This window comes from Neorhizobium sp. 2083, from assembly GCF_031455615.1.
Classification (GTDB): domain Bacteria; phylum Pseudomonadota; class Alphaproteobacteria; order Rhizobiales; family Rhizobiaceae; genus Neorhizobium.
This window is the reverse complement of the sequence record NZ_JAVDTC010000005.1, coordinates 299,488-310,974: the sequence shown is the minus strand read 5'-3', so window position 1 is coordinate 310,974 and position 11,487 is coordinate 299,488. Positions and strand designations below refer to the sequence as shown.

The 11,487-nt window shown below is 61.3% G+C and carries 14 protein-coding genes; 9 read left to right on the top strand and 5 right to left on the bottom strand.

Features of this window, described 5'->3' with window-relative positions:
• Nucleotides 1-246 (bottom strand): zinc-finger domain-containing protein, encoded by a 246-nt coding sequence (locus tag J2X76_RS20780; RefSeq protein ID WP_310219197.1) that lies wholly within the window; start codon nt 244-246, stop codon nt 1-3.
• A gap of 172 nt (nt 247-418) precedes the next feature.
• Here J2X76_RS20780 and J2X76_RS20775 point away from each other — a divergent pair, with 172 nt between their 5' ends.
• The 8 genes from J2X76_RS20775 (at nt 419) to J2X76_RS20740 (ending at nt 7,491) form a co-directional block, all read left to right on the top strand.
• Nucleotides 419-1,207: an alpha/beta fold hydrolase gene (locus J2X76_RS20775; protein WP_113128929.1), complete on the top strand. Its 789-nt coding sequence runs from the start codon at nt 419-421 to the stop codon at nt 1,205-1,207.
• Between the two features lie 115 nt (nt 1,208-1,322).
• Nucleotides 1,323-2,144: a serine O-acetyltransferase gene (cysE, locus tag J2X76_RS20770; protein ID WP_113128930.1), complete on the top strand. Its 822-nt coding sequence runs from the start codon at nt 1,323-1,325 to the stop codon at nt 2,142-2,144.
• A 162-nt stretch (nt 2,145-2,306) separates the two neighbouring features.
• Nucleotides 2,307-2,510, top strand: a complete 204-nt coding sequence (locus J2X76_RS20765; protein WP_037087332.1) for a DUF3126 family protein — start codon at nt 2,307-2,309, stop codon at nt 2,508-2,510.
• A gap of 297 nt (nt 2,511-2,807) precedes the next feature.
• A complete protein-coding gene (locus J2X76_RS20760) occupies nt 2,808-3,158 on the top strand; it encodes a phasin family protein (RefSeq protein ID WP_310219193.1) in 351 nt (116 codons plus the stop codon).
• Nucleotides 3,159-3,415: 257 nt separating this feature from the next.
• Nucleotides 3,416-3,769 (top strand): ATP-dependent Clp protease adapter ClpS, encoded by a 354-nt coding sequence (clpS, locus tag J2X76_RS20755; RefSeq protein ID WP_007758328.1) that lies wholly within the window; start codon nt 3,416-3,418, stop codon nt 3,767-3,769.
• Nucleotides 3,770-3,779: 10 nt separating this feature from the next.
• Nucleotides 3,780-6,311, top strand: coding sequence for an ATP-dependent Clp protease ATP-binding subunit ClpA (clpA, locus tag J2X76_RS20750; protein WP_113128932.1), 2,532 nt, complete (start codon nt 3,780-3,782; stop codon nt 6,309-6,311).
• Nucleotides 6,312-6,406: 95 nt separating this feature from the next.
• The gene (locus J2X76_RS20745) at nt 6,407-7,156 is read left to right on the top strand and encodes an AzlC family ABC transporter permease (protein ID WP_310219190.1); all 750 of its coding nucleotides are present in this window, start codon (nt 6,407-6,409) and stop codon (nt 7,154-7,156) included.
• Nucleotides 7,153-7,491 carry an AzlD domain-containing protein gene (locus tag J2X76_RS20740; protein WP_310219189.1) on the top strand — a complete coding sequence of 113 codons (339 nt, stop codon included), beginning with the start codon at nt 7,153-7,155 and terminating at the stop codon, nt 7,489-7,491. The genes J2X76_RS20745 and J2X76_RS20740 overlap by 4 nt, the downstream gene beginning before the upstream one ends.
• A 1-nt stretch (nt 7,492) precedes the next feature.
• On the opposite strand, the gene J2X76_RS20735 is transcribed toward J2X76_RS20740, so the two are convergent.
• The 4 genes from J2X76_RS20735 to J2X76_RS20720 are packed head-to-tail and all read right to left on the bottom strand — an operon-like array spanning nt 7,493 to nt 10,378.
• The gene (locus J2X76_RS20735; protein ID WP_113128936.1) at nt 7,493-7,924 is read right to left on the bottom strand and encodes an HIT family protein; all 432 of its coding nucleotides are present in this window, start codon (nt 7,922-7,924) and stop codon (nt 7,493-7,495) included.
• 44 nt (nt 7,925-7,968) lie between these two features.
• Nucleotides 7,969-9,165 carry a GNAT family N-acetyltransferase gene (locus tag J2X76_RS20730; protein ID WP_310219187.1) on the bottom strand — a complete coding sequence of 399 codons (1,197 nt, stop codon included), beginning with the start codon at nt 9,163-9,165 and terminating at the stop codon, nt 7,969-7,971.
• 8 nt (nt 9,166-9,173) lie between these two features.
• A complete protein-coding gene (locus J2X76_RS20725; RefSeq protein ID WP_310219185.1) occupies nt 9,174-9,911 on the bottom strand; it encodes a glycerophosphodiester phosphodiesterase in 738 nt (245 codons plus the stop codon).
• On the bottom strand, nt 9,908-10,378 hold the full coding sequence (locus tag J2X76_RS20720) for a RidA family protein (protein WP_310219184.1): 471 nt from the start codon (nt 10,376-10,378) through the stop codon (nt 9,908-9,910). Before J2X76_RS20720 ends, J2X76_RS20725 begins: the two co-directional genes overlap by 4 nt.
• A gap of 110 nt (nt 10,379-10,488) precedes the next feature.
• On the opposite strand from J2X76_RS20720, the gene J2X76_RS20715 reads away from it, so the two are divergent.
• On the top strand, nt 10,489-11,340 hold the full coding sequence (locus J2X76_RS20715) for a cell envelope integrity EipB family protein (protein ID WP_113283935.1): 852 nt from the start codon (nt 10,489-10,491) through the stop codon (nt 11,338-11,340).
• The last annotated feature ends 147 nt before the right edge of the window (nt 11,341-11,487 follow it).

The following is an 11,487-nucleotide window of genomic DNA, read 5'->3' as shown; positions in this document are numbered from 1 at the left end:
TCAGGCGGCCTTGACGTGGAAGACGCAGCCCGGCGGGTGGGTCTGTTCGGCCTTCAGCGACGGATTGTAGCGGTAGAGGGTCGAGCAGTAGGAGCAGACCTTCTCGTTGTCGTCACCCATGTCGATGAAGATGTGCGGGTGGTCGAAGGGAACCGAAGCGCCGGTGCACATGAATTCCTTGACGCCGATCTGGATCAAGCGATGCCCGCCGTCGTTCTGGAAGTGGGGAATGCTGTGCCCGGCCATGATGGTCTCCGATACTGGAATGCGACGCTTCTGATTTGCGCCGGACATTAGCCGCCCGTTCAGTGATTGTGTAGTGGGAAAACCGCCGCAGCCACGTTGATTTCCTGTCTTTCACGGGTTCAAACGCAGCCGTTCATCCCTTATCTTCCCGGCGTCAATAAGGACTGCCTCGATGAATCTCAATGCGCCTGCCTTCTCCACGTTCTCCCATGATGGTCTTGATCTTGCCTATTTCGACGAAGGCGATCCGTCCGGCGATCCGGTGCTGCTCATCCACGGGTTTGCCTCCAGCGCGCTGGTCAACTGGGTGCATCCGGGCTGGCTGAAGACGCTCGGCGATGCCGGTTACCGGGTGATTGCCATGGACAATCGCGGGCATGGCGCAAGCGGCAAGCCGCTCGATCCGGAAGCCTACAGGCCATGGGTGATGGCCGAGGATTCGATGGCGCTGCTCGATCATTTGCGGATCCCCGAAGCGCATCTGTTCGGATATTCGATGGGCGCCCGCATCTCGGTCTTTTCCGCACTCGCGCATCCGCATCGGGTGCGCTCGCTGGTGCTCGGGGGCCTCGGCATCGGCATGACCGACGGGGTAGGGGACTGGGACCCGATCGCCGACGCCCTGCTTGCCCCTTCGCTCGATGACGTCAGCCACGCCCGTGGCCGCATGTTCCGTGCCTTTGCAGACCAGACGAAGAGTGACAGGCAAGCCCTGGCGGCCTGTATCCGCGGTTCGCGGGACCTCGTCAGCCGGGCCGACATGGGGCGTATCGACGCGCCGACGCTGATCGGCGTCGGAACCAAGGATGATATCGCCGGCTCCCCGCAGGAACTCGCCGCGCTGATGCCGCATGCAATTGCCCTTGATATCCCGGGCCGCGACCACATGCTCGCCGTCGGCGACCGGGTGTTCAAAAAGGCGGTTCTGGAGTTCTATGCCGAACTCTCCGCAAGGCCGTAGGTTCTTTCATTCTTACCATCAACGGAATGCGATTTTGCAGCCATTGGTCTTGGCATAAACTTATTCTATATAATGCTGCACGAAGCTCTGCCTTACGGCAAACGAGGAGACGGCGATGGCCGCAAGAACTGAAATCCGCCAGGAGTCGCTCGCGACCGTGGATCCCATCTGGGATACGTTGCGCCAGGAAGCGCGCATGGCAACCGAGCAGGACCCGCTGCTCGCCGCATTTCTCTATTCTGCCGTGCTGAACCATCGCTCGCTCGAAGAATGCGTCGTGCACCGCATCTGCGAACGCCTCGCCCATGCGGATGTGCCTGACGTGCTTCTGCGCCAGACCTTCATGGAAATGCTGGAAGACTGGCCGGAATGGGGCGCGATCATGCGCGTCGATATCCAGGCCGTCTACGACCGCGATCCCGCCTGCCTGCGGTTCATGGAGCCGGTTCTCTATTTTAAGGGCTTTCACGCGATCCAGACGCACCGGCTGGCGCATTGGCTGTTCATGCGCGGCAGACGGGACTTCGCGCTCTATCTGCAGAGCCGTTCCTCCAGCGTCTTCCAGACGGATATCAATCCGGCAGCCCGCATCGGCAAGGGCATCTTCCTCGATCACGCCACCGGCTTGGTGGTCGGCGAGACGGCCGTCATCGGCGACAACGTTTCGATCCTGCACGGCGTGACGCTCGGCGGCACCGGCAAGGAGGGCGCCGACCGCCATCCGAAGATCGCCAACGGCGTCCTCATCGGCGCCGGCGCCAAGATTCTCGGCAATATCGAGGTCGGGTCGTGCTCGCGCGTTGCCGCGGGCTCGGTGGTCCTGAAGGCCGTTCCGCCGAAGTCGACCGTGGCCGGTGTGCCGGCGAAGGTGGTCGGGAGCGCAGGGTGTTCGGAACCGTCGCGCCTGATGGACCAGCTTCTCGGTGCCGACGACTGATTCGTCTGCGTTCGCCTTGCCGCTCGGCCGCATGAGGCTGACGGAATATCCTCCGTCCGCCGAACGTCGGGGAAAGAGCGGAAAAGGCTGTTTCTGGCGGCTTTACTTTCGCCTTTGTCCCATGCCAAAAGCGCCGCAACCGAACCGCTGACGGAGAGAAACGTGAAACCGGACGAAATCAAGAAGCTCGATGCCTACTTCAAGCGCGTGATCAATCCGCAGGCGATCGTCAAGGCGCGTCCGCGCAAGAACGATTCGGCCGAAGTTTACCTCGGAGACGAGTTTCTCGGCGTCATCTATATCGACGACGAGGACGGCGATCGCTCCTACAACTTTTCGATGGCGATCCTGGACGTCGATCTCTGATCGATCGCTCTGCGCCGGTCTTGGATCGGCTGCGTCGCAGGACTTGAAGGCGGGCTTCCAGGCCCGCCTTTCGATTCGCGCGGAAAGCGCCGGGCGAAATAAAATGGCTGCGGCGTTTTTGCGCGGGCAACGCTAGGTGCTGATATATCTTCGCAAAATCAGCAGCCTGAATCCATCCATGCATTTGCATGAATCCTTTTGCAACCTTGGGTGATTTTGCGCCGCACAAATCACCCTTGACTTTTGCCGGCATGCCGCTTTCTATCAGCGTATCCGAATAGAACAAAGGGACAGGCGATGTTCAATTTCGATGAAGCCAACAAGAAGAGCAAGGAAGCGATGGACGGAATGCTGAAGAGCTATTCCGAGGTCGCCAAGGGTTTCCAGGCGATCGCGACCGAAGCGACCGATTATTCCAAGAAGTCCTTTCAGGACATGGCGGGTTTCGTGGAGGCGCTGGCCTCCACCCGCAGCGTCGAAGCGGTTTTCGAGCTCCAGACCAAATACGTGAAGTCGACTTATGAAGGCTTCATCGCCGAGTCGACCAAGATCACCGACATGTATGCCGATCTCGCCAAGACGGCTTACAAACGCTACGAGGCGCCGGTTGCAAAGTCGACCGCCGTGGTGACCGCAAACGCCGCGTAACGCGCATAGCGGCCCTCCCAGCGACGCCTTCACAGACAGAAGGCCGGCGGCGTTCGACGCTGCCGGCCTTTTTTGATTCATGCCAATGCGGAAATTTCCGAATTTCGGCATGTTCCATGATCTCTTTAGCGGAATAGTGATTGCGTGGCTGCAAAGGGGGCTTAAAATCCGCATCCAATGAACTAAGTTAGGAAGACTGAAGTCCGGCCGTTCGGCCATTCGGACGAACCCGCCGGATGACTGGGGAATGAATGAAGATGATCGCACTGCCGATCTTGATGCAAGCTGAAAAGGGTGGCGACGGAGACAACGCGAACCGCGGTACCTCGGTCATTACCCGCACGAAGCCAAAAACCAAGAAGCCAAATCTCTACCGCGTACTGCTGCTGAATGACGATTATACGCCCATGGAGTTCGTCATCCACATTCTGGAGCGTTTCTTTCAGAAGGACAGGGAAGCGGCAACGCGGATCATGCTCCATGTCCACAACCACGGCGTGGGGGAATGCGGAATATTTACATACGAAGTAGCGGAAACCAAAGTGTCCCAGGTCATGGACTTCGCCCGGCAACACCAGCATCCGCTGCAATGTGTCATGGAAAAGAAGTGAGGAACCCGACGTGCCAACATTTTCGCCTAGCTTAGAAAAGGCGCTGCATCAGGCACTGACCTTTGCCAACGAGCGGCATCACGAATATGCCACGCTCGAGCACCTGCTTTTGGCGTTGATCGACGACGCCGATGCAGCCGCGGTCATGGGTGCTTGTAACGTCAATTTGGAAACACTGCGCAAGACCGTCACCGACTATGTCGATAACGAACTTGCCAACCTGATCACCGGTTATGACGAGGACTCCAAGCCGACCTCCGGCTTCCAGCGCGTCATCCAGCGCGCCGTCATCCACGTCCAGTCCTCCGGCCGCGAGGAAGTGACCGGCGCCAACGTTCTCGTCGCGATCTTCGCGGAACGGGAAAGCCATGCGGCCTTCTTCCTGCAGGAGCAGGAGATGACCCGCTACGACGCGGTCAACTACATTTCGCACGGCATCGGCAAGCGCGCCGGTTCCTCCCAGACCCGCACTCCGCGGGGCGCTGACGACAACGAGCAGGAAGCCAAGCCCTCCTCCCGCGACCAGGAAGAAGGCTCCGCCAAGAAGCCGCAGGATGCCCTCAAGGCCTATTGCGTCAACCTGAACGAAAAGGCCCGTGACGGCCGGATCGACCCGCTGATCGGCCGCCATGCCGAAGTCAACCGCACGATCCAGGTCCTGTGCCGCCGCTCCAAGAACAACCCGCTCTATGTTGGTGATCCGGGCGTCGGCAAGACGGCGATCGCCGAGGGGCTGGCCAAGCGGATCATCGAAGGCAAGGTCCCGGAGGCTCTCGCAGACGCCACCATCTTCTCGCTCGACATGGGCACGCTGCTCGCCGGCACCCGGTATCGCGGCGATTTCGAGGAACGCCTGAAGCAGGTCGTCAAGGAGCTGGAAGAGTATCCGGGTGCGGTCCTGTTCATCGACGAGATCCACACGGTCATCGGCGCCGGCGCTACGTCAGGCGGCGCGATGGACGCCTCGAACCTCCTGAAGCCGGCCCTGTCTTCGGGCGCGATCCGGTGCATCGGCTCGACCACCTACAAGGAGTACCGCCAGTTCTTCGAAAAGGACCGGGCCCTGGTTCGCCGTTTCCAGAAGATCGACGTCAACGAGCCGTCGATCGAGGATGCGATCGAGATCATGAAGGGCCTCAAACCCTATTTCGAGGACTATCACAAGCTGCGTTACACCAACGAGGCGATCAAGTCGGCCGTCGAACTGTCGGCCCGCTACATCTCCGACCGCAAGTTGCCGGACAAGGCGATCGACGTGATCGACGAGACCGGTGCGGCCCAGATGCTGCTGCCGGCCTCCAAGCGCCGCAAGCTGATCACCGAGAAGGAGATCGAAGCGACGATCGCCACCATGGCGCGGATTCCGGCAAAGACCGTTTCCAAGGACGACGAGATGGTTCTCGCCAACCTGGAAAAGGAACTGCGTTCGGTCGTCTACGGCCAGGATGCGGCGATCGAGGCCCTGTCGACGGCGATCAAGCTCGCCCGTGCCGGCCTTCGCGAACCGAACAAGCCGATCGGCTCCTACGTCTTCTCCGGCCCGACCGGCGTCGGCAAGACCGAGGTCGCCAAGCAGCTTGCCGCCTCTCTCGGCGTCGAGATGCTGCGCTTCGACATGTCGGAATATATGGAACGCCACACGGTCTCGCGGCTGCTCGGTGCACCTCCCGGTTATGTCGGCTTCGACCAGGGCGGCCTGCTGACAGACGGCGTCGACCAGCATCCGCACTCGGTGGTCCTGCTCGACGAGATCGAGAAGGCGCATCCGGATATCTACAATATCCTGCTGCAGGTCATGGACCATGGTTCGCTGACCGACCACAACGGCAAGAAGATCGACTTCCGTAACGTCATCCTGATCATGACGACCAATGCGGGTGCATCGGAAATGGCCAAGGCCGCCATCGGCTTCGGTTCGTCCAAGCGCACCGGCGAGGACGAGGAGGCGATCAACCGCCTGTTCACGCCGGAATTCCGCAACCGTCTCGATGCGATCATCGCATTCGCGCCGCTGCCGACCGAAGTCATCCACCAGGTCGTGCAGAAGTTCGTCATGCAGCTCGAGACGCAGCTCTCGGAACGCAACGTCACCTTCGACCTCCACCAGGATGCGATCGCCTGGCTGGCGGAAAAGGGCTACGACGAGAAGATGGGGGCCCGTCCGCTCTCGCGCGTCATCCAGGAATACATCAAGAAGCCGCTCGCCAACGAGATCCTGTTCGGCAAGCTGCGCAAGGGCGGCGTCGTCCGCGTCACCGTCGGCAAGGGCGAGGATGGCAAGGACAAGCTGATCCTCGACTCGATCCCCGAGGCGACGCCCGTGAAGCCGAAGCCGGAAGCCGAGGTCGAAGAGGCGGCCGAGGAAGCCGAGGCCAAGGTCGTGAAGGCCAAGGCGCCGAAGAAGTCGGCTCCGAAGGACAAGGAAGGTGGCCCGGCGCGGGCTCGCGCCATGGTGGATGCGGACGTGATCGCTTCGGAAGAAGCGCCCAAGGCGCCGCCGCGCAAGGGCACGACTGTGCCCCGCGTGCCGAAGACCAAATAGGGCTTTCGGATTGAACTCTTGCGATGCCGGGCTTGTCCCGGCATCGTCGTTTTTTGACGACTCGCCTTCTTTTTTCGCGCATTTCCGGAATATCGATGTCTCCAGCCAGTGACGACCGCAGCGCCTTTTTCTGGTTCTTCACCGGCATGCGGGGCCTTCTGTCGCTTCCGGCGCTCATCCTGCTCATTTCGATCGTCGGCTTCAGTGCGTTTGCGCTGGAATCGGGCCTGACGCGTGCAGAGGCGGTGTTCATGTCCTTTGCGATCTGGGCGCTGCCGGCGCAGGTCATCCTTATTGGCACGATGGCAAGCGGCGCCAACATCGCCGCCTGCTTCCTCGCGGTGACGCTTTCCTCGATCCGCATGACGCCGATGGTCGCCTCGGTCATCCCGGAAATGCGCACGAGGCGCACGCCGATCTGGCTGCTGCTGATCCTGTCGCATTTCATCGCCATCACGTCCTGGGTCTTCGCGATCACCACGCTTCGCAACGTGCCTCGGGAATACCGGGCGATCTATTTCGCCGGTTTCGGCGTGACCCTGACCCTCACCGGTACGCTGGTGGTGGCGGTCTTCTACGATATCGTCTCGGCCTTTCCGCCGGCCGTCGCGGGTGTGCTCTTCTTCCTGACGCCGGTCTATTTCAACGCCTCGATCTGGGCGAGCGCCCGCCAGCCGGTGGTCAGGATCGCCTTCGTCATGGGCGTCGTTCTCGGGCCCACCCTTGCGTTGATCACGCCGAAATTCGATGTGCTCTGCGCGGGCCTTGGCGGCGGGACGATTGCCTATCTCGTCGATCGGATAAGGCGCGACAGGTTGCGCGCGGGCAAGGGTGGCCGGCGATGATCGCGGAATACTGGACCTTCATCGTGATCGTGATTGCCGGCTTCCTGGCGACCGATATCTGGCGTTGGCTGGGCGTCTTCACCGGCAACCGCCTCGATGAGGATTCCGAGGCGCTTTATTGGGTGAGGGCGGTTGCGACCGCGCTGGTCATGGCCGTCACCGCCAAGCTGATCGTCTTCCCCAACGGCACGCTTGCCGGCTCGCCGCTGTGGCTGAGGCTCGGGGCGGCCGGCATCGGTTTTGCCGTCTTCCTGGCAACCGGCCGCAGGGTCGCGGTCGGCGTTGCGGTGCCGATGGCGCTGCTGGTTGCCGGTCTCTGGTGGGTGGGCTTCTAGCTTAATTGCCCAATTCGCCGATGATCTTCTCGGCGTTGGCGGCCAGCACCTCGTTGTTCTCCATCTGGCCCGAATGGGGCTTCAAAGCCTGTCCCTCATAGCGGGGGACGACGTGGAAATGCAGGTGGTAGACGGTCTGGCCTGAGGCCGGTTCGTTGAACTGGATGACCGTGATGCCGTCCGCCTCGAAGGCTTCCTTGGCCGCCTTGGCGAGTTTCTGCACCACCGGCATCAGCTTCGAAAGCACCGCCGGATCCGCGTCGAGAATGTTGCGCGACGGCGTTTTGGGGATCACCAGCAGGTGACCGGGCGATTGCGGCATGACATCCATGAAGGCGAGCGTATCGGCATCCTCGTAGACCCGATGGCACGGGATCTCGCCGCGCAGGATTTTCCCGAAGATATTGTTGCTGTCGTAAGCCTGGCCGCTCATCGCGATGTCCTCTCCTTGTTTTTCCGGCCCGATCCTTCCGGGCTCTAATCCTGTTCCTGCTGGCGCTCGCCCTTGCGGAACGGGCTGTGTTCCGCGAGATATTCCGTCATCTGCTCCACGTCTTCGCGCTCGTGTTCCAGATAGTCGGCGATCGCGCGCCTCAGACCCGCATGGGCGATATAATGCATCGAATGGGTGGTGACAGGCAGATAGCCGCGCGCCAGCTTGTGTTCGCCTTGCGCTCCGGCCTCGACGCGCTTCAGGCCCTTCGCCAGGGCGAAATCGATCGCCTGATGATAGCAGACTTCGAAATGCAGGAAGGGGTGGTCCTCGATACAGCCCCAGTGCCGGCCGTAGAGAGCGTCGCCGCCGATGAAGTTGATTGCGCCGGCAACATATTTGCCATTGCGTCTGGCCATCACCAGCACGATGTCGTCTGCCATTCGCTCGCCGATCAGCGAATAGAATTGTCGCGTGAGGTAAGGCCGGCCCCATTTGCGGCCGCCGGTATCCATGTAGAATTCGAAGAACTGGTCCCAGATGCCTTCGGTCAGGTCCTTGCCGGTCAGCCAGTCGATGCTGATGCCGTTTTCGAGCGCCGCGCGGCGTTCCTTCTTCAGCGCCTTGCGCTTGCGCGAGGCGAGCGTTTCGAGAAAGGCGTCGTGGTTCTCGTAACCCTCGTTGATGAAATGGAATTGCTTGTCGGTCCGGTGCAGGTAGTCGGCCTCTTCGAAGGCGGCGACCTGGTCTTGCGCAACGAAGGTCACATGCGCCGACGAGATGCCGAGCTGGCGGGTCACCTCCTGGAGACCGGCGGCCAGCGTCAGCTCCGTCGTATCCTTGTCGTAACCGTTGGACACCAGCAGGCGCGGTCCGCTTGCCGGAGTGAACGGCACGGTGCATTGCAGTTTTGGATAATAACGCCCGCCGGCCCGCTCGAATGCGTCGGCCCAGCCGTGGTCGAAGACATATTCGCCCTGGCTGTGGCTCTTGAGATAACCGGGGACCGCGCCGATCAGCGTGCCCTTGTCGTCTTCCAGCAGGAGGTGATGGCCGAGCCAGCCGGTCTTGGCGGTGGCGGATCCGGATTCTTCCAGCGCCGACAGGTAGGCGTGCGACAGGAACGGATTGTAGGGCGTTTCCGAAGAGGAGGACTTGGATGTGCCCGAAAGGCGCGACCAGCTTTCGGGGCTGATCGCGCAGAACGACTTTTCGATGCGGATGGTAAGATTGCCGGTCATGCTCTGCTTTACAGGGAGGGGGAGGAAGCCTCCCGCGGATCAAAACCTTCGAAGGTCATCTGGTCGGCATATTTATAGGTATGTTCGCGGCCGTTTGCATCCCTCACGGTCCAGGTGATGACCGGAATTCCACTCGCTCTCTGAGCTGTGATGAACGTGTTCGGCAGGTGGGGATAGTGGTAGGAAATGAAGTCGAGGCCAAGTTGCATGGCTTCGTCGTGCTCGAAGAATTGTTCGGGCTTGTCCCCCATGGCGGTCAGGCCGAGCGGGTAGGGCGAGCCGGCGTTCTTCAGGTCGCGCAGGATGTGATAGTCGAAGCTCATCAGCGCCACCTTGCCCTGATAACCCTCGAGAACCTCCAGCACCGCCTCGGCGAACCCGTCGTCCTCGCCGTCCCCTTCGCGTCCCTTGATCTCGATGACGAGCGGCACCTTGCCGGCGACGAGGGCAAGCATCTGCTTCAGCGTCGGCACCTTGTCTTTGGTACCGCCGACCGAGAGCATGCCGAGCTCGGCCGAGGTCTTCTCGCGGATATCGCCCTTGATGCCGCAGAGCCGCTCGAGATCATGGTCGTGGAAGACGACCGGCACGCTGTCGGCGGCAAGCTGCACGTCGCATTCGATCGCAAAGCCGGCCTCGACCGCGCGGGAAAACGCCGAGAGCGTGTTTTCCCAGACCTGACGGTTCATGTCGTGATAGCCGCGATGGGCGACCGGAAGGTCCTTGATCCAGGTGGCGTCGGTCATGCTTCGATCTCGATGATGGCTTCGATTTCCACGGAAGCGTTGAGCGGCAGCGCCGCCATGCCGACGGCTGCGCGCGCATGCTTGCCGGCGTCGCCGAGAACGTTGGCGATCAGGTTCGATGCGCCGTTGGTGACGATATGCTGTTCGGCAAAGCCGGGTGCCGAGGCGACGAAGCTCGAGAGCTTGACCACCCGCTTGATCCGGCCGAGATCGCCACCCAACGCAGCTTTTGCCTGAGCGAGGATATTGATGGCGCAGAGCTCTGCGGCGCGGCTCGCCGCCGGCACGTCGACATCTGCGCCGACAAGGCCCGTGACTGCGACCTTGCCGTTTTCGTTCGGCAATTGGCCCGAGATGAACAGCAGGTTGCCGGTGATTACATAGGGCAGGTAATTGGCGGCGGGCGCTGCCGCGACGGGGAGGACGATCCCCAGTTCCTTCAGACGGCCTTCGATGGCTTCGGTCATTTTCGACTCCCGTTTTGTTGTAAAATCTTCAAAAATCCTGCATCAAGGCCTTAGCTTGGTCAGATGGCGTTCTTATAACATCCCCGACTGAGTCCAACAGGAGAATGTGAATGTTGCGTATGAGCCTCGGGGTGATCCTTGCCGGCGGTCTGAGCCTTTTGGGCGCCACCTCCGCGGACGCGACGACCGACGGTGCCGCCCGGCTGCTCGTCCCGCATCGCGCCATTTACGACCTGAAACTCAAGAAAGCCTCGGAACGTTCCGGCATCGAAGGCATGTTCGGCCGCATGGTCTATGAGTTCACCGGCTCGGCCTGCACCGGCTTTTCCACCAATTTCCGCCTCGTCACCAAGATCGACACGGGCGAGGAGACGCGTCTCAGCGACCAGCAGACCACGACCTTCGAGGACATGGCCGCGAACCAGTTCCATTTCGAGACCAAGTCCTTCACCGACGAGCAGCTCGACAAGCAGCTGAGCGGCGACGCCTCGATCGCCGACAAGGGCGTCAAGGTGGAAATCACCCAGCCCGACGGCCGCGAGATCGACCTGCCGGCGAGCGATTTTCCGACCAGCCACATGCTCGATGTCATTGCGAATGCCAAGCAGGGCAAGAACTTCTTCGAGGCGCGGGTCTTCGACGGTTCCGAAAACGGCGACCAGGCGCTGCTGACCACGACGGTGATCGGCAAGTCGCAGACGGCACAGAAGGATGACGTTGATGCCGACAAGGCCGGCGAGTTCGCCAAGACCCCGTTCTGGCCGGTGACGATCGCCTATTTCAACGAGAATGCGGCCGGCGATCCGACCCCGGTCTACAACATGTCGTTCAAGCTCTACGAAAACGGCATTACCCGCGATCTCACCATGGACTACGGCGACTTCGTTCTGTCCGGCAGCCTGGTGAAGCTGGAGCTCCTGAAGCCACAGCAGGATGCGTGCCCGCCGGCGCCGGCGAAATAACCCGCCATTGCCGTTCACCGGCCCCGCAGATCAGCGCCGCGGCGTTCTGTCATGAAACTGTCACGCAATCCTCTCTAGTGTGTGTCCGCGTCGGGCATGATTTGCGCCGGGCCGTCGTCTGAGAGCCGGCATTGGCCTCGGTCCGGC